29 protein-coding genes are annotated in these 21,749 nt (G+C 33.6%); all 29 read left to right on the forward strand.

Going from position 1 to position 21,749, the window contains the following annotated elements:
• The first annotated feature begins 32 nt into the window (after positions 1-32).
• The 29 genes from A4F88_RS05990 (at position 33) to A4F88_RS06130 (ending at position 21,732) form a co-directional block, all read left to right on the forward strand.
• Positions 33-1,235 carry a WG repeat-containing protein gene (locus A4F88_RS05990; RefSeq protein ID WP_068841646.1) on the forward strand — a complete coding sequence of 401 codons (1,203 nt, stop codon included), beginning with the start codon at positions 33-35 and terminating at the stop codon, positions 1,233-1,235.
• 123 nt (positions 1,236-1,358) lie between these two features.
• Entirely contained in the window at positions 1,359-2,090 is a 732-nt protein-coding gene (gene flxB, locus A4F88_RS05995) for a flexirubin biosynthesis SDR family reductase FlxB (protein WP_068841647.1), read from the forward strand.
• 19 nt (positions 2,091-2,109) lie between these two features.
• Positions 2,110-3,345 carry a beta-ketoacyl-[acyl-carrier-protein] synthase family protein gene (locus A4F88_RS06000; RefSeq protein ID WP_068841648.1) on the forward strand — a complete coding sequence of 412 codons (1,236 nt, stop codon included), beginning with the start codon at positions 2,110-2,112 and terminating at the stop codon, positions 3,343-3,345.
• A complete protein-coding gene (locus tag A4F88_RS06005; protein ID WP_068841649.1) occupies positions 3,338-3,592 on the forward strand; it encodes an acyl carrier protein in 255 nt (84 codons plus the stop codon). The genes A4F88_RS06000 and A4F88_RS06005 overlap by 8 nt, the downstream gene beginning before the upstream one ends.
• Entirely contained in the window at positions 3,592-4,473 is an 882-nt protein-coding gene (locus A4F88_RS06010) for a lysophospholipid acyltransferase family protein (protein WP_068841650.1), read from the forward strand. The genes A4F88_RS06005 and A4F88_RS06010 overlap by 1 nt, the downstream gene beginning before the upstream one ends.
• Before the next feature lie 236 nt (positions 4,474-4,709).
• A complete protein-coding gene (locus A4F88_RS06015; protein ID WP_068841651.1) occupies positions 4,710-5,612 on the forward strand; it encodes an NADPH-dependent FMN reductase family protein in 903 nt (300 codons plus the stop codon).
• Positions 5,613-5,628: 16 nt separating this feature from the next.
• A complete protein-coding gene (darB, locus tag A4F88_RS06020) occupies positions 5,629-6,762 on the forward strand; it encodes a dialkylresorcinol biosynthesis protein DarB (protein ID WP_068841652.1) in 1,134 nt (377 codons plus the stop codon).
• Positions 6,762-7,193: a hotdog family protein gene (locus A4F88_RS06025; RefSeq protein ID WP_068841653.1), complete on the forward strand. Its 432-nt coding sequence runs from the start codon at positions 6,762-6,764 to the stop codon at positions 7,191-7,193. Before darB ends, A4F88_RS06025 begins: the two co-directional genes overlap by 1 nt.
• Before the next feature lie 12 nt (positions 7,194-7,205).
• Positions 7,206-7,667, forward strand: coding sequence for a hotdog family protein (locus A4F88_RS06030; protein WP_068841654.1), 462 nt, complete (start codon positions 7,206-7,208; stop codon positions 7,665-7,667).
• Entirely contained in the window at positions 7,660-7,980 is a 321-nt protein-coding gene (locus A4F88_RS06035; RefSeq protein ID WP_068841655.1) for a hypothetical protein, read from the forward strand. The genes A4F88_RS06030 and A4F88_RS06035 overlap by 8 nt, the downstream gene beginning before the upstream one ends.
• Before the next feature lie 4 nt (positions 7,981-7,984).
• Complete coding sequence (DarG, locus tag A4F88_RS06040) at positions 7,985-8,389, forward strand: flexirubin biosynthesis protein DarG (protein WP_068841656.1); 405 nt, start codon at positions 7,985-7,987, stop codon at positions 8,387-8,389.
• Positions 8,389-9,387 (forward strand): BtrH-related acyltransferase DarH, encoded by a 999-nt coding sequence (gene darH, locus A4F88_RS06045; RefSeq protein ID WP_068841657.1) that lies wholly within the window; start codon positions 8,389-8,391, stop codon positions 9,385-9,387. Before DarG ends, darH begins: the two co-directional genes overlap by 1 nt.
• A 60-nt stretch (positions 9,388-9,447) precedes the next feature.
• On the forward strand, positions 9,448-10,146 hold the full coding sequence (locus A4F88_RS06050) for an ABC transporter ATP-binding protein (protein WP_068842308.1): 699 nt from the start codon (positions 9,448-9,450) through the stop codon (positions 10,144-10,146).
• Complete coding sequence (locus tag A4F88_RS06055; RefSeq protein ID WP_068841658.1) at positions 10,136-11,425, forward strand: ABC transporter permease; 1,290 nt, start codon at positions 10,136-10,138, stop codon at positions 11,423-11,425. Before A4F88_RS06050 ends, A4F88_RS06055 begins: the two co-directional genes overlap by 11 nt.
• Positions 11,400-11,849: an acyl-CoA thioesterase gene (locus A4F88_RS06060; protein WP_068841659.1), complete on the forward strand. Its 450-nt coding sequence runs from the start codon at positions 11,400-11,402 to the stop codon at positions 11,847-11,849. Before A4F88_RS06055 ends, A4F88_RS06060 begins: the two co-directional genes overlap by 26 nt.
• A 109-nt stretch (positions 11,850-11,958) precedes the next feature.
• On the forward strand, positions 11,959-13,098 hold the full coding sequence (locus A4F88_RS06065; protein WP_068841660.1) for a beta-ketoacyl-[acyl-carrier-protein] synthase family protein: 1,140 nt from the start codon (positions 11,959-11,961) through the stop codon (positions 13,096-13,098).
• A complete protein-coding gene (locus tag A4F88_RS06070; protein ID WP_068841661.1) occupies positions 13,095-13,631 on the forward strand; it encodes a hypothetical protein in 537 nt (178 codons plus the stop codon). Before A4F88_RS06065 ends, A4F88_RS06070 begins: the two co-directional genes overlap by 4 nt.
• A gap of 7 nt (positions 13,632-13,638) precedes the next feature.
• The gene (locus A4F88_RS06075; RefSeq protein ID WP_068841662.1) at positions 13,639-14,256 is read left to right on the forward strand and encodes a beta-ketoacyl-[acyl-carrier-protein] synthase family protein; all 618 of its coding nucleotides are present in this window, start codon (positions 13,639-13,641) and stop codon (positions 14,254-14,256) included.
• 2 nt (positions 14,257-14,258) lie between these two features.
• Positions 14,259-14,516, forward strand: a complete 258-nt coding sequence (locus tag A4F88_RS06080; protein WP_068841663.1) for a phosphopantetheine-binding protein — start codon at positions 14,259-14,261, stop codon at positions 14,514-14,516.
• 163 nt (positions 14,517-14,679) lie between these two features.
• Positions 14,680-15,876 (forward strand): beta-ketoacyl-[acyl-carrier-protein] synthase family protein, encoded by a 1,197-nt coding sequence (locus A4F88_RS06085; RefSeq protein ID WP_068841664.1) that lies wholly within the window; start codon positions 14,680-14,682, stop codon positions 15,874-15,876.
• 1 nt (position 15,877) lies between these two features.
• Entirely contained in the window at positions 15,878-16,939 is a 1,062-nt protein-coding gene (locus tag A4F88_RS06090) for a beta-ketoacyl synthase N-terminal-like domain-containing protein (RefSeq protein WP_068841665.1), read from the forward strand.
• The gene (locus A4F88_RS06095) at positions 16,936-17,712 is read left to right on the forward strand and encodes a polysaccharide deacetylase family protein (RefSeq protein ID WP_068841666.1); all 777 of its coding nucleotides are present in this window, start codon (positions 16,936-16,938) and stop codon (positions 17,710-17,712) included. Before A4F88_RS06090 ends, A4F88_RS06095 begins: the two co-directional genes overlap by 4 nt.
• On the forward strand, positions 17,702-18,334 hold the full coding sequence (gene lolA2, locus A4F88_RS06100; RefSeq protein ID WP_068841667.1) for a flexirubin biosynthesis/transport protein LolA2: 633 nt from the start codon (positions 17,702-17,704) through the stop codon (positions 18,332-18,334). Before A4F88_RS06095 ends, lolA2 begins: the two co-directional genes overlap by 11 nt.
• A complete protein-coding gene (gene lolB2, locus A4F88_RS06105) occupies positions 18,300-18,935 on the forward strand; it encodes a flexirubin biosynthesis protein LolB2 (protein WP_068841668.1) in 636 nt (211 codons plus the stop codon). Before lolA2 ends, lolB2 begins: the two co-directional genes overlap by 35 nt.
• Before the next feature lie 36 nt (positions 18,936-18,971).
• The gene (locus A4F88_RS06110) at positions 18,972-19,604 is read left to right on the forward strand and encodes a porin family protein (RefSeq protein ID WP_068841669.1); all 633 of its coding nucleotides are present in this window, start codon (positions 18,972-18,974) and stop codon (positions 19,602-19,604) included.
• Positions 19,604-20,221 (forward strand): outer membrane beta-barrel protein, encoded by a 618-nt coding sequence (locus A4F88_RS06115; RefSeq protein ID WP_068841670.1) that lies wholly within the window; start codon positions 19,604-19,606, stop codon positions 20,219-20,221. The genes A4F88_RS06110 and A4F88_RS06115 overlap by 1 nt, the downstream gene beginning before the upstream one ends.
• A gap of 3 nt (positions 20,222-20,224) precedes the next feature.
• Positions 20,225-20,869 (forward strand): outer membrane beta-barrel protein, encoded by a 645-nt coding sequence (locus A4F88_RS06120; RefSeq protein WP_068841671.1) that lies wholly within the window; start codon positions 20,225-20,227, stop codon positions 20,867-20,869.
• A 3-nt stretch (positions 20,870-20,872) separates the two neighbouring features.
• Entirely contained in the window at positions 20,873-21,244 is a 372-nt protein-coding gene (locus A4F88_RS06125; protein WP_068841672.1) for an ApeI family dehydratase, read from the forward strand.
• Between the two features lie 2 nt (positions 21,245-21,246).
• Positions 21,247-21,732: a hypothetical protein gene (locus tag A4F88_RS06130; protein ID WP_068841673.1), complete on the forward strand. Its 486-nt coding sequence runs from the start codon at positions 21,247-21,249 to the stop codon at positions 21,730-21,732.
• Positions 21,733-21,749 lie beyond the last annotated feature (17 nt).

Consider the following 21,749-nt stretch of genomic DNA (forward strand, 5'->3'; position numbering starts at 1 on the left):
GTTTTACATTATTAATATTGAATCTTAAAATCATGAAAAAAACATTTATTTTTTTGCTGCTATGCTGCATTCAATTTGTTAATAGTCAGGAATTGGCATTAGTTAAGAAGAATTCAAAAATTGGATATCTTTCTAAAGACGGATCTTTTAAAATCGAACCTCAGTATAAATCTGCAAAAAGCTTCTCTGAAGGACTGGCTGCTGTAGAAGACAACGGAAAATGGGGTTTTATTGATACCAAAGGAACATGGGTAATTCCTGCAACCTTTAATAATGCCAAAGATTTTAACAACGGAATTGCAATTGTGCAAAAAGATAAAGAATGGGTTTATATTGATACAAAAGGAGAAATCTTAAAAGCACCTGCTACAGAAAAATTATTTGATTTTAATAATGGTGTTGCTTTTATAAGACAAGGAAATAAAGTAGGATTGATTAACAACAAAATGACTGTTGTTTTAGAACCAAAATACGATCAGATCAAACCTTTTGAAAATGGTTTTGCAAGAGTAGAAAGCAACAAAAACTGGGGAATCATAAATACCGCAGGAAAAGAAGTTGTAGAACCTGCTTATGCTGAAATTGGAAACTATTTTAAAAACACAACCTGGGCGAGAAAAGATAAAACTTTTGGAATCGTTAGTGCCGGACAATTTATTCCGGTTGACGGAGCTGAAAAAATCTGGGACTTTGAAACACAAGATTTAACTTTTGCTAAAAAGAACGGAAAAATTGGATACATCGATTTAAAAGGAAATTGGGCAATTCTTCCTATTTATGATAAAGGAAAAGCTTTCTCAAAAAACCTGGCACCTGTTTTAGTTGGAAAAAAATGGGGATTTATCAATCTGAAAGGAGAATTTGTAATTGAACCAACTTATAATGATGCAGAAGTTTTTAGTACCAATGGTTTAGCTCCGGTAAAAGAAAGCAATTGGGGATTTATCAATGAATCAGGAAAATTGATCATTCCAACACAATATGGTATTACTACAAATGCCATTATTGCTATGTTTGTACAACAAGACAAAGGTTTTATTGATGGTGTTGCCAGAGTTAAAAATGAAGGGAAATGGGGATTTCTTAAACCGGACGGAACAGTATTAGCAAACCAATGGTTTGAAAATGCTGAACTATTTTCAAAATCAGAAAAACCTCAACCCGTTGCTGCTCCAGCTGAAACTCCAAAACAAGAAACAAAACAAGCAAAGCCAGCAGCGAAAAAAAAGAAATAACATTTATTTTAGATAAAAAATAAATCCCAAATAGATGATCGCCAATAAAAAGATTGTGTCAACAAAACCAACAAGTAAAAGGCGATACCATTTATAACCAAATAAAAAATAAAACTTACATCAATGAAATGTGTATTAGTAACGGGCGGTTCAAGAGGAATTGGAAGTGCTATTTGTAAAAAACTAGCTGTTGAATCTGATTATCATATTCTGATTAATTATCATTCAAACAAAACCGCTGCTGAAGAAACACTTCAGGAAATACAAAAATTAGGAGCAACAGGAGAAATTTTAGGTTTTGATGTTTCTAAATTCGACGAAGTACAAAATACTTTAACAAAATGGCAGGAAGAAAATCCTGAAGCAATAGTTGAAGCCATTGTAAACAACGCCGGAATTACAAAAGATGGTCTTTTTATGTGGATGACTCCCGAAGACTGGAACGGAGTTGTAAACACAAGTCTGAACGGTTTTTTTAATGTGACGCAGTTTTTTATCCAAAAAATGCTTCGTAACAAATATGGCCGAATTGTAAATATGGTTTCCGTTTCAGGAGTAAAAGGAACAGCGGGACAAACCAATTACTCGGCTGCAAAAGGCGCAATTGTTGCTGCCACAAAAGCGTTGGCGCAGGAAGTTGCCAAACGAAACATTACTGTAAATGCTGTTGCTCCGGGTTTTATCAGAACGGATATGACAAGCCAGTTAGACGAAAAAGAATTACTAAAACTAATTCCGGTAAATCGTTTTGGCGAAGCCGAAGAAGTAGCAGACTTAGTAAGCTTTTTAGTTTCTAAAAAAGCAAGCTATATTACAGGAGAAATTATCAACATAAACGGAGGAATATATTCTTAAAAAATTACTTTGAAAGACGATGAATAAGAGAGTTGTAATTACTGGAATGGGAATTTATTCTTGTATCGGAACATCTTTAGATGAAGTAAAGGATTCTTTATACAACGGAAAATCTGGTATTCAGTTTGATGCTGAAAGAAAAGAATTTGGTTTTCAATCTGCCTTAACCGGAATGGTTCCAAAAGCCGATTTAAAAAATTTACTAACCCGCAGACAGCGTATGAGCATTGGTGAAGAAACCGAATATGCTTATATGGCAACCTTAGAGGCTTTGAAAAATGCCAATATCGATGATGCTTTTTTTGAGAATCGCGAAGTAGGGATCATGTACGGAAACGATAGTGTTTCTAAAGCTATTATTGATGCAACAGATATTGTTCGGGAAAAAAAAGATACTGCTTTAATAGGTTCCGGAGCTATTTTTAAATCGATGAATTCAACGGTAACAATGAATCTTTCGACGATTTTTAAACTCCGCGGAATCAACCTTACGGTAAGCGCAGCCTGTGCCAGTGGTTCACATTCTATTGGACTGGCTTATTTTCTAATCAAAAGCGGTTTTCAGGATATTATTATTACCGGAGGTGCACAGGAAATCAACAAATATGCCATGAGCAGTTTTGATGGTTTAGGTGTGTTTTCATCCAGAGAAAATGAACCGGAAAAAGCTTCCCGTCCATTTGATGCTGGCCGCGACGGATTAATTCCGAGTGGCGGAGGTGCTACTTTAATTCTCGAAAGCTACGAATCTGCCATTGCAAGAGGAGCCAATATTATTGCCGAAGTTATTGGTTACGGATTCTCTTCAAACGGCGGACACATCTCAACTCCTAATGTCGAAGGCCCGTCTATAGCCATGCAACGAGCGCTTGATGATGCACAAATAAAAGCAACAGATATTGAATATATAAATGCCCATGCTACCTCAACTCCGGTTGGTGATGGTAATGAAGCAAAAGCAATTTTTGAAGTTTTTAGTGAGAAAAATCCGTACGTAAGTTCCACAAAATCAATGACCGGACACGAATGTTGGATGGCCGGAGCAAGCGAGGTAATCTATTCGATCTTAATGATGCAGCACGATTTTATTGCACCAAACATCAATTTAGACAATCCCGATGAAGATGCTTCTAAATTAAATTTGGTCAAAACTACTTTAAACAAAAAATTTGACATATTTTTGTCCAATTCCTTCGGGTTCGGAGGAACCAACTCCGCGTTGGTGGTTAAAAAGTTTAAATTGAACGATGAATAAAGAAGAAATTATAGCACGAATTAATGGTTTTTTAGTTGATGAATTTGAAGTTGACAATGACGACATTGAGCCAAATGCTAATTTAAAAGACACACTTGGGTTAGATAGTTTAGATTACGTAGATTTAGTAGTTTCAATCGAATCTAATTTTGGTGTAAAACTAGTTGAAGCTGATTTTGTTGGAATCGCTGACTTTCAAAGTTTTTACGATCTAATCGAAGCCAAACTAAAAGCTAAAGCTGTTTAATGAGTCAATGGGATGGCAAATCAAAAGGAACAGTTTTAGGCTATAGAATATTCGTTTTTTTAATACAAAAAGCGGGTGTCAAATCTGCTTATGTCTTACTTTATTTTGTTGCTTCTTACTACTTTTTATTTCTTAAGAAAAGTAATAGAGTCATTTTCTATTATTTCAAAGAAAGACTTCAGTATTCGTATTTCAAATCAAAAAAAATGGTATTCAAAAGTTATTATACTTTTGGACAAACCATTATTGATAAAATTTCCATTTCGGCAGGAATGCGAAATAAATTCACCTATGAATTTGACGGAATCGACACATTGAAAAAACTTCTGGCTGAGAAAAAAGGAGGTGTTTTGATTAGTGCACACGTTGGGAATTTTGAAATTGCCGAACATTTCTTTGGAGAGATTGACCTTGATTTTCAAATCAATTTAGTCACTACAGATCTGGAGCATTCTGCCATTAAAAATTATCTGGAAAGTGTTACCCAAAAGCCAACCGTTAAGTTTATCATTATAAAAGACGACCTTTCTCATATCTTTGAGATCAATGCTGCACTGGCCAATAATGAATTGGTTTGTTTTACCGGTGATCGTTATTTTGAAGGCACCAAATCATTGTCTGAAAACCTTTTAGGCAAGGAAGCCCATTTTCCGGCAGGTCCTTTTTTAATTGCTTCACGACTAAAAGTTCCGGTGGTTTTTGTTTATGTTATGAAAGAGCCTAACCTGCATTATCATTTATATGCCCGCGAAGCAACTGTAAAACACCGCGACGAAAAAGCATTGTTAAAAGAATATGTGCAAAGTGTTGAAAGTATTTTGCAAAAATATCCGTTGCAATGGTTTAATTATTTTGATTTTTGGAACCATTTTAAAGCATAACATTCGCTTCGTGACGAAAACGTTGTTCTGAATTATACAAATTATATTACAAAAAAGGTCTTCTTGGTTGTCTTTTTATTTAATTTATCGAATAAAATGTATAATTCTTGTTGAAATTCATGCTTTTACTGACAAAAAACCAATTCGTTCATTCTTTTATTATGAATCTTTAAACAAGAAAATTCGTTTAAATAAATTTACTTATTTTTGCGCAACCACCAAAGTCACAAACCAAAATGAAAAATGTTCTTGTTATATATTATTCCCAATCTGGACAATTGGAAGAAATTGCACGAAATATTGCAAAACCCTTCCTGAATTCAGATGAGATAAATGTAGCTTTTCACGAAATACAATTAGAAAAACCTTTTCCTTTTCCTTGGGATAAAGCTTCTTTCTTTGATGCTTTTCCCGAATCTTTTCTTCAAATTCCAACAGGATTAAAGCCTGTTTCAGAAGAAATTTTAAATACAAAATTTGATTTGATTTTATTCCATTATCAGGTTTGGTATTTATCGCCATCAATTCCAGTCAACTCATTTTTAAAAAGTGATGATGCCAAAAAACTACTTAACAACACACCAGTTGTTACCATAAGTGGTTCCCGAAACATGTGGATTATGGCACAGGAAAAAATCAAAACCTTGCTAAAAGAAGCCAATGCACAATTGGTAGGAAATGTAGCTCTGGTAGATCGCGTTGGAAATTTAATCAGCGTAATTACAATTGTAGAATGGATGTTTTCAGGAGTAAAGAAAAAATATCTGGGCATTTTTCCGTTACCGGGAGTTTCTGACAAAGACATTCAGGAATCAGAAAAATTTGGAGAAGTTATTGTTTCAGGACTAAATGAGAACAAATTACAGGAATTACAACCAAAATTACTGGCTATTGGTGCAGTTAAAATCAGTCCGTATTTAGTTACTGTAGACAAAACTGCGAATAAGATTTTTAACAAATGGTCAAACTTGATTTATACACATCAAAAAAACCGAAAACAGTTACTTAAAGTATTTAATGTTTATTTATTCCTTGCAATATGGTTAATCTCACCAATAGTGTATATATTGCACCTTATTACCTACCCTTTTAAGTTAAAAACCATAAAAAAAGAAACTCAATATTATCAAGGAGTTTAGAAGACGAAATTAGATTATGTTTGAAGTGTATATTACCAAAGCCGCAAAGTATTTGCCAAATAAAGCTGTTTCTAACGAAGAAATGGAAGCCTACCTGGGCCTCATCAATGATGCTGCTTCTAAAGCAAGACGCATTATTTTGCGCAACAATAAAATTACAAGTCGTTATTACGCCGTAGATAAAGCCGGAAAAAGCACGCATAGCAATGCCGAGTTAACCCGAAATGCTGTCGAGCAATTGTTTGACGAGAATTTTACCGCACAGGATTTAGAAGTACTTTCATGCGGAACCTCAACGCCTGATATTTTCCTGCCGTCGCACGCTGCTATGGTGCACGGTTTATTAAAAAATAAATCTGTAGAATTAAATTCATCAACCGGAGTTTGCTGTGCCGGAATGAATTCGCTAAAATTTGGTTTCCTTTCAGTAAAATCAGGAAATTCAAAAAATGCCATTTGTACAGGATCAGAAAAAGTTTCGACCTGGCTTAATGCACAAATGTATAATCATGAAGCAGCAAATCTAAAAAGCCTTGAAGAACAACCAATTATTGCATTCAAAAAAGATTTCTTACGCTGGATGTTATCAGATGGTGCCGGAGCTTTTTTATTAGAAAATGAACCAAAAGGCCCTGTTTCTCTAAAAATCGAGTGGATGGAAGCTTTTTCGTATGCTTACGAATTAGAAACCTGTATGTATGCCGGCGGTGATAAATTAGAAAATGGCGAAATCAAAGGCTGGAGTGATTACGCACCGGAACAATGGTTAAACGAATCTGTTTTTGCCATCAAACAAGACGTAAAATTACTGGATGAATTTATACTTTCTAAAGGAGCTGAAAGTATGAAAGAAGCCATGGAGAAAAATAAAATTACTTCAGATCATGTCGATTATTTTATCCCTCACGTTTCTTCAAACTTTTTTGTTGAAGGACTAAAAAAAGGATTAAGCGAAAAAGGAATCGGAATGGCTGACGAAAAATGGTTTATGAACCTTTCAAGAGTAGGAAATGTAGGTTCTGCCTCTATTTATTTAGCTCTCGAAGAATTGATGAATTCAGGAAATCTAAAAAAAGGAGATCATATTCTTTTATCCGTTCCTGAAAGTGGCCGATTCTCATTTGCTTATGCTTATTTAACTGTTTGCTAATGGAAACGCTTTTGCTTTTAGAAAAACAAGATGTCGAGAATTTATTACCTCAAAAGTTTCCTTTTGTGATGGTAGATAAAATGTATTCGTTTTCTGAAACCACATTAGTTTCCGGTTTAAAAATTAAAAGCGATAACATCTTTTTCGATAATGATACTTTTTTAGAAGCAGGTCTGATCGAACATATGGCACAATCAGTCGCTTTGCACACAGGATATCAGTTTTTCCTGAAAAACGAAACAGCTCCAACAGGTTATATAGGTTCGATAAAAGAAATTGAAATTAAGAAGTTACCTAAAATCAACGATACGATTCAATCGACTATCACGATTTTGCAGGAATTTGCCGGAATCACTTTGGTAGATATTGTAACTCATTTGAATAACGAAGAAATTGCTAACGGACAAATGAAAACCGTTTTAGCTAAATAAATAATAATAAGAATGAAAACCGGAGTTGACATACAAAACTATCTGCCGCACCGAGCGCCAATGCTCATGGTAGATTTAATTTTGGAAATAGATGCCAATTTTGTAGAAACGATATTCTTAATACAGGAAGACAATATTTTTGTCGACAACAATATTTTTATCGAAGCGGGCTTAATCGAAAACACAGCCCAAACCTGTTCGTCTATTGTAGGCAAAAAGTATTTTTTTGAAGAAGACGGAACAGAAAATGAAAATGTTAATGTACTTGGTTTTATCAGCGCCTTAAAAAATCTGAAAATACATTCGCTTCCAAAAGTAGGCGATACTATTATTACCAAAGCAACTTTGGTTTCAAAATTTACCGGCGACGATTATACCTTATGTACAATGAATTGTGAAAGTGTACTGGGAGACCAGCTACTTTTAGAATGCGAAATTAATTTGTTCATTCAAAAAACAGTTTCGGTTGAGTAATACAAAAAAAATCATTTCACATCTTGTAATCCGAATCGGAATTCTGGTTCTTTTACTGGGAATGTTTTTTTTATTTTGGTGTTTTACCAATGACCCTCATAAGTATTGTGATGCAAGCGGACACAAACATGTCGATAGCGGTTTAGGATTGTTTATTGTACTGTTTTTGATAACTCAGATGTTTTATTTGGGATTACTGATCGAAACGATTTATTTATTTGTAAAGAAACACCGAAACCAGGCTTTCGCGAATCTTGGATTTTTAATCATTAGTTTATGTATAGTTTTAATCTGTATGTTTCTAATAAATTAATAATATGGAAAAAGAAAATGTACCACAGGATAAAAGCAACTTAACAAAAAACAACGTTAAAGAGCTTCTGTATGCAACCGATGAAAACGGAGATTACACTACCACTTTAAGTACAGGCTGGGAACCCAAAGCCATCGCACTCTCTAATTCTATAGACGAAATAAACGAACGAATTGCTCACGCAAAAATGCAGGTTGAAATAGGAGAAGTAAGTCCGATTTGTTATTATATGGAAGTAAGCAAAATGGATCTTACTATTTTATCCAGTTATGTTGGAATGTGGAAATGGCGCGTAAAAAGACATTTTAAACCAACCGTTTTTGCCAAATTAAGTGATTCGACCTTAAAAAAATATGCCGACGCTTTTGAAATTTCAATAGCCGAATTAAAAAATATTAAAACAGCGTAATGCAAACTAATTTTACACATCATCAGGCCGCACATTGCGAAAACGGAGTAGCCTCGAATTTGCTAAAAAATAGCGGACTCAATATTAGCGAACCTATGGTTTTTGGTATTGGTTCCGGGCTTTTCTTTGTGTATTTACCTTTTCTAAAAGTCAATTACGCACCTGCGATTAGTTACAGAACTTTGCCGGGGCAAATTTTTAATAAACTTGCTAACCGCCTGAATCTAAAAATAAAAAGACAAAAATTTTCTTCTACAACCAATGCAAACAAAGCTTTAGACGAAAATTTAAAAAATAATATTCCAACCGGATTACAAGTTGGAGTATATCATTTGAGTTATTTTCCGGATGAATATCGCTTTCATTTTAATGCGCACAATCTGGTCGTTTACGGAAAAACCGAAACCGATTATTTAGTGAGCGATCCTGTTATGGAAACCGTTACTACTTTAACACACGCCGAATTAGATAAAGTACGTTTTGCTAAAGGGGCTTTTGCTCCAAGAGGACAAATGTATTATCCAATTCAGATCCCTAATGACGTTGATTTAAAAAGTGCGATCATTAAAGGAATCAAAAATACCTGCCGTGATATGTTAGCGCCAGTGCCAATCGTAGGTGTTCGCGGAATTAAATTTGTTTCTAAGCAAATCCGAAAATGGCCTATAAAACATGGTACTAAAAAAGCCAATCATTATTTGGCACAAATGGTACGTATGCAGGAAGAGATTGGAACCGGAGGCGGTGGTTTTCGTTTTATTTATGCTGCATTTTTACAAGAAGCTTCGGTTATTTTAAATAATGAAGAGCTAAAAACGCTTTCGAAAGAAATGACTCAGATTGGAGATTCATGGCGTGATTTTGCAGTTGAAGCTTCCCGAATCTATAAAAACCGAAGCGCCAAAGAAGATGCTTACAATGTCATTGCCGATGAACTTTTGAGTATTGCTAACAGAGAAGAAATCTTTTTCAAAAAACTAAAAAAAGCGATAAGCTAATATATTTTGAAACCCATTATAAAAATAGAATCCCTTTCGAAAAAGTACAAAAATGCAGACATGTATTCTTTGAACAACGTTTCGCTGGAGATTAATCAAGGTCAGGTTTTTGGTTTACTGGGTCCAAATGGTGCCGGAAAAACCACTTTAATTTCCATGCTTTGCGGATTGGTAAAACCAACCTCAGGGCATTTTACAATTGATGACCTGAACTATACCAGTCATTCCTCAAAAATCAAAAAAATTATAGGCGTTGTTCCTCAGGAATATGCTTTATACCCTACACTTACAGCCAGAGAAAATCTACATTATTTTGGAAGTATGTATGGCTTGAAAGGTTCGTATTTAAAAGATAAAGTAATCGAAACTTTAGATCTTTTAGGCTTATTAAAATTTGCAGACAAGCGTATCGAAACTTTTTCGGGCGGAATGAAACGAAGAGTCAATCTGATTGCCGGAATACTGCACAATCCTAAAGTTTTATTTTTAGATGAGCCAACCGTAGGTGTTGATGTTCAGTCCAAAAATGCCATTATGGATTATTTAAAACTCCTGAATAAAAACGGAACTACGATTATTTATACCTCACATCATCTGGGTGAAGCCGAAGATTTCTGCACCAATATTGCCATTTTAGACCGAGGCAAAATTTATGCGCAGGGAACACCATCAAGTTTGATTGCTGCTACAGAAAAAGCACAAAATCTTGAAGACGTTTTTATTTCATTAACCGGTAAAGACTTTAGAGATGAGTTATAAAATCTGGATGTCATTCGTAAAGGAATTTCTTCTGCTTAAACGGGATTTAGGCGGATTAATCATTTTGTTTATTATGCCGTTGGTTCTTGTAATCACGGTAACTTTAATACAGGACAGCACTTTTAAAACCGTTAGCGATAATAAAATTCAGATTTTATTGGTCGATAATGATAAAGGTTCGGTTTCTAAAACCGTTTTTGACAATCTCGAAAAAAGCAATTTATTTAGTGTTGTAACCCAAATCGACAATCAGCCACTTACAGAAGAAGTTGCCAAAGAAGCTGTTTACAAAGGAAAATTTCAGTTGGCGATTATAATCCCAAAAAATCTAAGTGCCGATTTACAAACCAAAATTGATCAGAATGTACAAAACATTGTGAGCAAAATGGGTTTAATAGAAACTGATAGTACAGCGCAAGCCGAAAAACCAAAAGTAATCAAAGAAAAAGAAGTAAAATTATACTTTGACCCTGCGGTTCAGATGAGTTTTAAAAATGCAGTAATGAGTTCGATTGATAAGATGATTTCGCAAATCGAAACCAAATCAATTTATACCACTTTTCAAAATCAGTTAGGAGAAGGAAACATCGAATTTGAACAAAAAAGTTTTATTACGTTCAAAGAAATAATCCCGAAAATAAACAACAAAGAAGTACGTCCAAATTCTGTTCAGCATAACGTTCCTGCCTGGACACTTTTTGCCATATTTTTTATTGTAATTCCGTTGTCTATTAATATTGTAAAAGAAAAATCGCAAGGAACATTTGTTCGATTGTTAACCAATCCGTCTTCTAATTTAATTGTCATTATTGGTAAAACCATTACCTATTCTGTTATTTGTATGATTCAGTTTTATATGATGGTTGCTGTGGCAGTATTTTTATTTCCACATATTGGTTTACCGTCTTTAAACATTAACGGACATTTATTTTTAATGAGTATTGTAGCCTTGTTTTCAGGTTTTGCTGCGATTGGTTTCGGAATTTTATTAGGGACCGTAGCAAGTACACAAGAACAATCGGCTCCGTTTGGTGCTACAAGTGTACTTATTCTCGCAGCTGTTGGAGGTGTTTGGGTTCCCGTTTTTGCAATGCCAACCATCATGCAGTATATCGCCAAATCATCGCCAATGAACTGGGGATTAGAAGCTTTTTACGATGTATTATTACGCAACGTTTCTTTTGTCGAAATCATCCCAAGAATAAGTTTGTTATTTTTGTTCTTTATTATTACAACATCCATTGCCTTATTTTATGACAAAAAGAAAAGAACAGTATAACGAAGCCACTTCTCTCACCGTAACACATGAAATCAGAATTCGGTTTAACGAAACTGATCCGCTTGGAATCGTTTGGCACGGCAATTATATTACCTACTTTGAAGACGGAAGAGAAGCGTTTGGACGTGAACACGGACTTACTTATTTAGATATTGCCAAAACCGGCTACACAACCCCAATTGTAAAATCTAAATGTGAACATAAATTGTCTTTACGTTATGGCGATGTTGTAACTATAGAAACCACTGTTATAGATACACCTGCTGCTAAAATGATTTATCGTTTTAGAATTTTAGATGATAAAGGCGAAGTTGCCTGCACAGGAGAAACTGTTCAGGTATTTTTAGATAAAGAAGGAAATTTAATGTTGACCAACCCTCCTTTCTACGAAGAATGGAAACGAAAAGTAGGGTTGTTGAAATAAAAGACAAACACGAATTATACTAATTTTTATGAAATAAAAATCGGTGTTAATCCGCTTAAATCTGTAAAATCTGCGTGTCATAAAAAACACGCTGGAATAAAATCATAAAATGTTAAAAGAAATATACATTACGCAAACCAATTGTATCACCCCTTTAGGTTTTGATGTCGAATCGAATGTCAGTGCTATTCTTCGTGGCGATTCGGGTATTCAACTGCATAATGACATTTCTTTGATGCCCGTTCCCTTTTATGGATCAGTAATTAATGACGAAAAAATAAACAGTGCGTTCTCAAAAATCAGCACTGAAACAAAATATTCCCGCTTAGAGAAAATGATGATTTTGGCTTTAGAGCCTATTATCAAAAATTCAGGAATCGGGTTAAATTCAAAAACGGCTTTTATCCTTTCTACCACAAAAGGAAATGTTACGGCTTTAAAAGAGCATTCAGAAGAAAGTTTTAATAATGCACATTTAGATGTTTTAGCTCAAAATGTTGCCAACTTTTTCAGATTTAAAACACAACCCATCGTTGTTTCTAATGCTTGTGTTTCAGGAATTTTAGCTGTTTCGGTTGCAAAAAGAATGATTCAGTCTGAGTTATATGATAATGTATTTGTTATCGCCGGAGATGAAGTTTCAGAATTTATTTTATCTGGTTTCAACTCCTTTCAGGCCATGAGTGATCTGCCTTGTAAACCGTATTCTAAAAACAGAACCGGAGTAAGTTTAGGCGAAGCAACTGCTGCAGTTTTAGTTTCGGCGGAAGCCAAAAACGCTAAAATAAAAGTAATTGGAGACAGTTCGATCAACGATGCCAATCATATTTCAGGTCCGTCAAGAACAGGCGAAGGTTTGTTTAGAAGTATTCAAAATGCTTTGAAAGAAGCTCAGATTGGAGTTAACAAAATCGATTATATTTCAGCCCACGGAACCGCAACCCCATTTAATGACGAAATGGAAGCGATTGCCCTAAACCGTTTAGGTTTACAAAATGTTCCGATAAATAGTTTAAAAGGATTTTACGGTCATACATTAGGTGCTTCCGGATTATTAGAAACGGTAATTGCGATTGAATCAGTAAATCAAAATACACTTTTTGAATCGAAAGGTTTTGATGAAATGGGTGTGAGTGAAGGTATAAATGTGATTGAGAAAAATGAAGAAAAGAATATTGATTATTTTTTGAAAACGGCTTCTGGATTTGGAGGTTGTAATACGGCTGTGGTTTTTGAAAAGATGAAATGAGAAGTTTAAGAAACTTAGATATTGAAAAAAGTATAGAAAAAAGTAAATTAGTTTATACTGAAAGCTGGGGTGAAAAATTTAATACAATAATGCTCTATTTATTTTTTGTCTTTGGAATTATTTGTCCTTTTTTAGTTTATTACGATCCATATCGAGATCATTCTAAAACTGGAACTGAATATTATCTGCTATTTTTTGGAAGCCTCTTCTTTGCTTATGCAGCTTATCGAAAAGCAACTGAAAAGTATCTTACGAAAATTATAAGCAAATATGACGTTGAAAAAAATAGAGCTATCATTAATGACTATTGCAAAAAATTAGAATTTCGAAAAGCTGTAAATTCAAAAGATTTAATAATTTATAACAAATCTGACACCTTTGCTATTAATAATTTATACCAATCAAGTAGGATATTTATTTTAGAGAAGAATGAAATTTATATAACAATGATCAAGAATGGTCCTAAAACAAATTTTCCTGTTCTGTTTTCACAATTATTTTTAAAGGCGGACATTAAAAAATTATGTTCTTAAAAACAAAATGACTCAAAACAAAACCTACATACAATCCTACATCATCATTCAAAACAACGAAATTGTTTTGAACGGAACTTCGGTATTCAAAATCGAACCAACCGATTTTGCAGATTTCTCGAAACAAGCGTATCGCAATTTTGAAATCCAATATCCAAAATTTTTCAAAATGGATGCTTTGAGCAAACTGGCTTTTTTAGGATCAGAACTACTTTTGAGCCCGATAACTTCTTCTGGGCAGGAAAATAATATCGCTTTGGTTTTGGCCAATAAATCATCAAGTTTAGATACCGATGTAAAATATCAGGAATCGATTTCAGACAAAGAAAACTACTTTCCGAGCCCGGCAGTTTTTGTATATACTTTACCAAATATTTGTCTGGGCGAAATAAGTATACGTCATCAGCTAAAAAGTGAAAATTCTTTCTTTATATTTGATGCCTTTAACACGGAATTTATGTCGAATTATTCAGATATTCTTCTGAATACGAATAAAGCAGACATTGTTCTTTGTGGCTGGGTAGAATTTTTTAATGACAATTATAAAGCTTTTCTTTGCACGATTAGTAAAAAGGAAAACCAAAACTATACAAACGAAAATATCAATACATTATATAATAAATAATCATGGAAGCATTAAAAGAAGAATTAAAAAACAAAATCATTACGACTTTAAACCTTGAAGATATCGCAGTTGAAGATATTGCCGATAACGATCCTTTGTTTGGAGATGGTTTAGGTTTAGACTCCATTGATGCACTTGAATTGATCGTGATTTTAGATAAAGATTATGGAATTAAATTAGTAGATCCGAAAGAAGGAAAAACCATTTTCCAATCAATCGAAACTATGGCCGCTTACATTAGCGCTAACAGAACTAAATAGATTTTAGATCTTAGACTTCTTAGATTTTTAGATTTCTTAGATAAGAATATTCAAAAATCAAATTTCAAAATAGTTTTTTAAAACTTTTTTGAACTAAAAAGAATTGTCTAAAAATCCAACAATCTAAAAATCTAAGAAGTCTAACAATCTAAGAAGTCTATTAATGAAAGGTGTTGCAATAACGGGAATGGGAATTATCTCTTCGATTGGAAATTCAGTCGAAGAAAATTATAATTCATTAATCGAAAATAAAATCGGTATTTCCCGTATCACAAATATTTCGACAGTTCATGCGGATGTTATTAAAGTTGGTGAAATTAAAAAGACCAATGACGAATTGATTCGCGAATTGAACCTTACTGACGAAAATAACTTTTCGAGAACAGCAATGATCGGTACTCTGGCAGCAAAACAAGCTGTTGAAAATGCCGGAATTACATCGATAAACGAATTCAGAACAGGACTTATTTCGGCTACAAGTGTAGGCGGAATGGATATGACCGAAAGACATTATTATGATTATTTCAAACATCCTGAATTGGTAAAATATATTACCTGTCATGATGGTGGCGATGTTGCAGAGAAAATTGCCGAGGAATTGGGTTTAAAAGGAATCGTTACTACCATTAGTACCGCTTGTTCATCGGCAGCAAACTCGATTATGTTGGGTGCAAGATTAATCAAGAGCGGAAAACTAGATCGTGTAATTGTTGGCGGAGCCGATGGTTTGGCAAAATTTACCATTAACGGATTTAAAACGTTAATGATTTTATCAGACGATTTCAACAAACCGTTTGACAATGAACGCAAAGGATTAAACCTGGGTGAAGCTGCGGCATATTTGGTTTTAGAATCAGATGAAATCGTGGCAAAACAAAATAAAAAAGTTCTGGCCCGCGTTTCCGGTTACGGAAATGCAAACGATGCTTTTCATCAAACCGCTTCTTCAGAAAATGGTGATGGTGCTTATTTAGCGATGAAAAAAGCTTTTGAAGTTTCGGGTTTAAAACCTTCCGAAATTGATTATATCAACGTACACGGAACTGCGACTCCAAACAATGATTTATCTGAAGGACGAGCATTGTTGAGAATTTATCAGGACGAAAAAGTTCCTGATTTTAGTTCGACCAAACCTTTTACCGGACACACTTTGGCAGCAGCAGCAGCAATTGAAGCCGTTTACAGTGTTTTGGCCATCCAGAATAATGTTGTTTATCCAAATCTGAATTTCGAAAATCCAATGGAAGAATTTGATTTGCAACCACAAATAGCTGCAAAAAACAAAAATATCGAACACGTTTTATCCAATTCTTTTGGTTTTGGCGGAAATTGTTCAACCCTTATATTTTCAAAAAGCTAAAATGAAGAAGGCATATATTAATGGTGTAGGTTGTATTTCTACTCAAAGAACATTTGATACTGTTTTTTTAGAAGAAGCCATTGTCAATCATGATGAAAACGTATTGGCGATTATCCCGCCAGTTTACAAAGAATATATTTCACCTGCCGCAAGCAGACGAATGGCAAAAGGTGTAAAAAACGGAATCGTTGCCTCTGCCCTGGCAATGAAAGATGCAAACGTAGAAAAGGTTGATGCTATTATCACCGGAACGGGATTAGGCTGTATTGAAGATTCTGAAAAATTCCTGAAAAGCATTCTGGATAATAATGAAGAATTTTTAACTCCAACTTCATTTATTCAGTCAACCCATAATACAGTTGGCGCACAAATCGCTTTGTTACAACAATGCAAAGGTTATAATTTTACGTATGTAAATGGTGCGGTTTCTTTTGAATCGGCTCTTTTAGATGCTAAAATGCAAATTGAAGAAGATGAAGTACAATCTGTTTTAGTGGGCGGAGTAGATGAAAATGGCGATTATACAACTGCTCTTTTCAAATTAAACGGACGTATCAAAGCAGACAATACCGCGCCTTATGATGTTTTAAACTCTACAACCAGCGGAGCCGTTTACGGTGAAGGTGCCAGTTTTTTTGTTTTAGAAAATGAAAAAAAAGACAACACTTATGCTGAACTGCTGGATATTGCAATTGTAAATACACTGGAAGAAAACGAAATTGAAGCAGAAATTGCGTCTTTTTTAAAGTCAAATCACTTAGATATTTCAGCCATTGATGCTTTGGTTTTAGGTTTTGATGGAAATGCCGATTTTGAAAATTATTACAGAAACCTTACTGAAAAAACTTTTGCAGAAACTCCTGTTTTATATTACAAACACTTAAGCGGCGAATATGATACTGCTTCGGCTTTTGCTTTCTGGATGGCAGCTAAAATTTTAAAAACTCAGGAAATACCAGAAATTATAAAAGTAAATTCGGTTGAAAAACCAGCTTACAAAACCATTTTATTGTACAATCAGTTAAACGGAAAAAATCATAGTTTTACGTTACTTTCAAAATGATAACGCATAAAAACATTTCGTTATTCTTTATCTTTCTATTGCTTTTACTGCTTCTTTTGAATCTCTATACAGCAATTAACCGGGTATGGTTTATCGCAATTGTTTTAATTTGGCTGGGAATAAATGCTTTTGGTTCTTCAAGAATTTCATCCAATTATCATATAAAAGCTTTCTGCAATAATCCGTTAGAAACAGAAAAAAAAATTGCCCTTACTTTTGATGACGGACCAAGTGAATTTACTTTAGAGGTTTTGAAACTTCTAAAAAAATACAATGCCAGCGCTACTTTTTTTTGCATTGGCAAAAACATTGAAAGGCATCCTGAAATTATAAAACAAATTATTGCCAAAGGACATTTGGTCGGAAATCATTCCTACAGTCATTCGAAATTTTTTGATTTTTATAATGCCGCAACCATAATCGGGGAAATTCAGAAAACAGATATACTTCTCGAAAAATATACCTCAAAAAAAATAAATTTCTTTCGTCCGCCTTACGGAGTTACAACTCCATCGATTCGAAGAGCATTAAAAGTAACCGGTCATAACGTAATTGGCTGGAACATTCGATCGCTTGACGGAGGAACAAAAAATCAGGAATTAATTTTCAATCGAATTATAAAACGTGTTTCTCCCGGCGGAATTGTACTTTTGCATGACACTGCAACACATTCTGTTTTAGTACTGGAACAGTTTTTGCAATTTTTGCAACAAAATAATTATAAAATAATTTCGACCGAAGAACTTTTGAATCTTAAAGCTTATGCAAACTAAAATATATCTATTTTTATTTTTAATCATCTCTGGTTTCAATTTATCTGCTCAGGAACAAAAAATGACCGATGCAGAAATTGCAGCTTTTAAGCAAGATGTAAATGTAGTCTCAAAAAAAATCAAAACGTTAAGTACAGATTTTGTTCAGTACAAACATTTAGACTTTTTGTCGAAAGATATTGAAACTTCAGGAAAAATGATTTTTAAAGAACCTGCTCTTCTGCAATGGCAATATAAAAAACCATACAACTACAGTATTGTTTTTAAAAACGGGAAAATCCTGATTAACGACGAAGGTAAAAAAAGTGCCGTTGATATTGGCAATAGTAAAATCTTTGCACGAATCAACAAATTAATTGTGGGAAGCGTAAGCGGAAATATGTTTGATGATAAAGAATTTACAATTTCGTACTTTAAATTAAAAGGTCAGAACCTGGCAAAGTTTATCCCAAAAGATGCAACATTAAAAAAATACATCAAGCAGATTGAACTGACTTTTGATAAAGACGAAGCAACAGTCGTTCAGGTAAAATTATTAGAATCCTCTGAAGATTATACCCGAATTGTACTTAAAAATAAAGTGATCAATGCAAAAATCGACGATTCAGTTTTTACTAATTAATTGCATTCTGGCAATTGTTCTGGTTTCTTGTGGCTCAGTCACAAAAAATTATACTCCAAAAAAATTAGACAAAACGTCTTATGAAGTTTCCTATTTTTCAGATTCAAAAACAGACTATGTTTATAAAACAAACATAACGGTTTACGGAAATGAACTGAGTGGAATTTTCATTGCCAAAAAAATAAACGATACCATACATCGCATTGTTTTTACTACTGAGTTTGGTAACAAATTAATGGATTTTGAAATTTCTGATAACAGTTTCAAAGTCAACTCGATTGTATCTGAGTTAGACCGAAAAATCCTGATCAATACCTTAAAAGAGGATTTTCGTTTACTACTTAAAAAAGATTATCTGATTCAGGAGCAGTTTGAAGATGAAACCTATAATATCTATAAATCTAAAGACGGAAAAAGAGATAACTATCTTTTTGTCTCCAAAAAAGATAACAGATTAGAAAAAGTCGTTCATTCTTCTAAAACAAAAGAAAAATTTACACTGACATTTAGTTCAGAAAACAATATTTTTGCCGAGAAGATTGAAATCCTCCATCAGAATATTAAGTTGAAAATTGAGTTAAATTATTTTAAATCAGAATAAAATTTAAACTAACCATAAAATTAAACTAATCCCAAGATGAAAAAAATAACCGTAATTGCCCTTGTTTTATTTATTGGAATCACATCATTAAAAGCACAAGTAAAAGTTAGTCCGGGATTTCGCGGAGGCTTAAACATATCTGATTTAACCAATATGCCAGGAAATACCAGTGCGAAATCTGATTTTTATGTTGGTGCTTTAGTCGCTATAAAATTCAATAAATATTTTACACTACAGCCAGAATTAAATTATTCAAGACAAGGTTCTGATGTTCGTTTATCTTATCTGGATTTTGAAAATGTAAATTCTTATCCCAGAAATAAAAAAGCTGAAATAAACTATATTACACTTGGAGCTGTAGGGAAGTTTCATTTTAAAGGAAGTGGTTTTCATGTATTAGCCGGACCATCTGTTGACTTTAAAACAGATGATAATTTTGACAAATTTGGTACAGATCCGGTTGGAGTTGACTTCGCTATTGTTGGCGGACTAGGATATACACTCCCAAATGGTTTGACTTTTGAGGCACGTTATAAACAAGGTGTAATTGATATTTATGGATACGATGGAATTAACTATAATAACAACAATAATGATTATTACTATAATGATCTTATCTTAAATCAGGTTTTTCAAATTGGTATTAGTTACACTTTTAAAACAAAATAATGCATACTAAAAAATCAACCCTTGTTCTATTTGTTTTTTTCGTCCTTGCAAATCTTCAGGCTCAGGTAAATTTTAAACCGGGTTTGAGAGGAGGATTATCTTTATCGACTATTTCAGAAATGCATGCTAATTACAGGCCTGATTTTTATTTTGGTGGTTTTGGAGAAATCAATCTAACGAAAAAATATGCACTTCAGCCTGAAATAACTTATACCAAACAAGGATCTAATAATGTCGCAAGAAATTTTACAGATCCTAATACGAATACTGAAAGAGTAGAACATCTGGATTTAAAGCTGGATTATTTATCTCTTTCTCTTATCAACAAATTTACATTCGGACAAGGATTTCAGGTAATGTTCGGGCCTTCTTTAGATGTTCTTTTAAATGATAATTTAGTGCGTAGAAAAACTTATAATGATTTAGCTTTTAACGTAGGTCTTGGTTATCGTATGCCATCTGGTTTTGCTTTTGAAGCGCGATTTAAAAAAGGTTTCTTAGATGTTCTCGACAGCGATTACTATCATAACGATACTAATGGTCATTACCTTTTTGGTGATTACAATACGAATATCAATTTTCAAATAGGCGTTTCTTATTCTTTTAACGTAAAATAAAACATGAATATTAAAAATTTAGCAATTGTTACATTTGTCTTTTTTGCATTTACAAAAATTCAGTCTCAGGTAACCTTTAGACCCGGAATTCAGGCCGGAGTTAATATATCTAAACTAACAGCAACTGATTTGGATAGTAAAACAGACTTTTATATCGGTGCTTTCGGAGCCCTAAAACTTGGCAGGGTTTATACATTACAGCCTGAATTAACATATTCAAGACAAGGAGGAAAAGGTACAGCAAATATGGGAACTACGAGTACTTATAATCCGGCAACAAACTCATATATTACTACTTATGATAGCGGAACAGTAGATGCTTCATTACAATATATTTCAGCACTTACTATAAATAAGTTTAATTTTACAGAAAGCTTTTACGCATTAGCCGGTCCTTTTGCTGATATCCTGATTGCTGACGATATTAAAGTAAATCCTAAAACAAAAGAACACAGTTTTAATAAAGGGGATGATATTGATTTAGGGATAATTGCAGGATTAGGATACAGCCTGAAAAACGGTATTGCATTTGAAGCAAGAGTAAAAAAAGGATTTACTAATGCTTTTACAAATTATTATGATGAAAGCAGCGACAGCAATAACCTGGTGTTTCAATTTGGTGCAACATATACATTTGGAAAAAAATAAATTATGGTTTTAAAAGACTTTTACAAAGTACTTTCTGAAGAAAAAACAGGAGATGCTAAATATAATATTCGTATATTAGTTAATGCCAAACATGAGGTTTTTAACGGTCATTTCCCAGGAAACCCAATTATGCCGGGCGTTTGCATGATTCAGATTATTAAAGAACTTACAGAATCTATCACAAAAAGTTCGTTAATGATACAAACTCTGACTAATGTAAAATTTATGGCATTAATAAATCCGGAAATAAATCCGGAATTGCGTCTGGAGCTTGACGTTACAACCACAGAAGATGATTTGGTAAAGGTGAAAAACACCACATATTTTAACGACACCGTTGCTTTAAAATTAAGTAACGTGTATAAAAAACTATAACTATGAAATTACTATTATCATTACTATTATGGATAAACTTTGCCAACACACCCGATTTGGCCTCTATCCGAAAAATCTATCCTGATGTTGCAAAATCTGAAGCAAATGCTAAAGAATTTACAGAGAAACTTTCCGGAATTTCAAACAACGATGAAAAAATTTTAGTGGCTTACAAAGCGGCTTCGATTTTGGTTGATTCTAAATTTGAAAGTCTGATTGGAAGTAAAATTTCACGTTTTAAAGAAGGTGCAAAACTCCTGGAAGCTACTCTAAAAAGCGATCCTAACAACATCGAAATCAGAATGATTCGTTTGAGTATTCAGGAAGATGTTCCCGGAATTACAGGTTATAAAAAAAATATTAAAGAAGATAAAAAATTCATCACAACGCATTATGCAGAGCAAACTGCGCCTTTGAAAGAATATCTAAAAGACTTTGTCTTACAATCAAAAAGTTTCTCTGAAAAAGAGAGGCAGTTTGTGAAGTAAGCCCACGAAAAACATTC

Origin of the sequence: Flavobacterium chilense, assembly GCF_001602525.1 — a bacterium.
GTDB classification, from domain to species: domain Bacteria; phylum Bacteroidota; class Bacteroidia; order Flavobacteriales; family Flavobacteriaceae; genus Flavobacterium; species Flavobacterium chilense.

Coding starts and splice junctions, on each gene's coding strand:
- A4F88_RS05990 (WP_068841646.1), top strand. CDS start 33: ATGAAAAAAACATTTATTTTTTTGCTGCTATGCTGCATTCAATTTGTT.
- flxB (WP_068841647.1), top strand. CDS start 1,359: ATGAAATGTGTATTAGTAACGGGCGGTTCAAGAGGAATTGGAAGTGCT.
- A4F88_RS06000 (WP_068841648.1), top strand. CDS start 2,110: ATGAATAAGAGAGTTGTAATTACTGGAATGGGAATTTATTCTTGTATC.
- A4F88_RS06005 (WP_068841649.1), top strand. CDS start 3,338: ATGAATAAAGAAGAAATTATAGCACGAATTAATGGTTTTTTAGTTGAT.
- A4F88_RS06010 (WP_068841650.1), top strand. CDS start 3,592: ATGAGTCAATGGGATGGCAAATCAAAAGGAACAGTTTTAGGCTATAGA.
- A4F88_RS06015 (WP_068841651.1), top strand. CDS start 4,710: ATGAAAAATGTTCTTGTTATATATTATTCCCAATCTGGACAATTGGAA.
- darB (WP_068841652.1), top strand. CDS start 5,629: ATGTTTGAAGTGTATATTACCAAAGCCGCAAAGTATTTGCCAAATAAA.
- A4F88_RS06025 (WP_068841653.1), top strand. CDS start 6,762: ATGGAAACGCTTTTGCTTTTAGAAAAACAAGATGTCGAGAATTTATTA.
- A4F88_RS06030 (WP_068841654.1), top strand. CDS start 7,206: ATGAAAACCGGAGTTGACATACAAAACTATCTGCCGCACCGAGCGCCA.
- DarG (WP_068841656.1), top strand. CDS start 7,985: ATGGAAAAAGAAAATGTACCACAGGATAAAAGCAACTTAACAAAAAAC.
- darH (WP_068841657.1), top strand. CDS start 8,389: ATGCAAACTAATTTTACACATCATCAGGCCGCACATTGCGAAAACGGA.
- A4F88_RS06050 (WP_068842308.1), top strand. CDS start 9,448: ATGTATTCTTTGAACAACGTTTCGCTGGAGATTAATCAAGGTCAGGTT.
- A4F88_RS06055 (WP_068841658.1), top strand. CDS start 10,136: ATGAGTTATAAAATCTGGATGTCATTCGTAAAGGAATTTCTTCTGCTT.
- A4F88_RS06060 (WP_068841659.1), top strand. CDS start 11,400: ATGACAAAAAGAAAAGAACAGTATAACGAAGCCACTTCTCTCACCGTA.
- A4F88_RS06065 (WP_068841660.1), top strand. CDS start 11,959: ATGTTAAAAGAAATATACATTACGCAAACCAATTGTATCACCCCTTTA.
- A4F88_RS06070 (WP_068841661.1), top strand. CDS start 13,095: ATGAGAAGTTTAAGAAACTTAGATATTGAAAAAAGTATAGAAAAAAGT.
- A4F88_RS06075 (WP_068841662.1), top strand. CDS start 13,639: ATGACTCAAAACAAAACCTACATACAATCCTACATCATCATTCAAAAC.
- A4F88_RS06080 (WP_068841663.1), top strand. CDS start 14,259: ATGGAAGCATTAAAAGAAGAATTAAAAAACAAAATCATTACGACTTTA.
- A4F88_RS06085 (WP_068841664.1), top strand. CDS start 14,680: ATGAAAGGTGTTGCAATAACGGGAATGGGAATTATCTCTTCGATTGGA.
- A4F88_RS06090 (WP_068841665.1), top strand. CDS start 15,878: ATGAAGAAGGCATATATTAATGGTGTAGGTTGTATTTCTACTCAAAGA.
- A4F88_RS06095 (WP_068841666.1), top strand. CDS start 16,936: ATGATAACGCATAAAAACATTTCGTTATTCTTTATCTTTCTATTGCTT.
- lolA2 (WP_068841667.1), top strand. CDS start 17,702: ATGCAAACTAAAATATATCTATTTTTATTTTTAATCATCTCTGGTTTC.
- lolB2 (WP_068841668.1), top strand. CDS start 18,300: ATGCAAAAATCGACGATTCAGTTTTTACTAATTAATTGCATTCTGGCA.
- A4F88_RS06110 (WP_068841669.1), top strand. CDS start 18,972: ATGAAAAAAATAACCGTAATTGCCCTTGTTTTATTTATTGGAATCACA.
- A4F88_RS06115 (WP_068841670.1), top strand. CDS start 19,604: ATGCATACTAAAAAATCAACCCTTGTTCTATTTGTTTTTTTCGTCCTT.
- A4F88_RS06120 (WP_068841671.1), top strand. CDS start 20,225: ATGAATATTAAAAATTTAGCAATTGTTACATTTGTCTTTTTTGCATTT.
- A4F88_RS06125 (WP_068841672.1), top strand. CDS start 20,873: ATGGTTTTAAAAGACTTTTACAAAGTACTTTCTGAAGAAAAAACAGGA.
- A4F88_RS06130 (WP_068841673.1), top strand. CDS start 21,247: ATGAAATTACTATTATCATTACTATTATGGATAAACTTTGCCAACACA.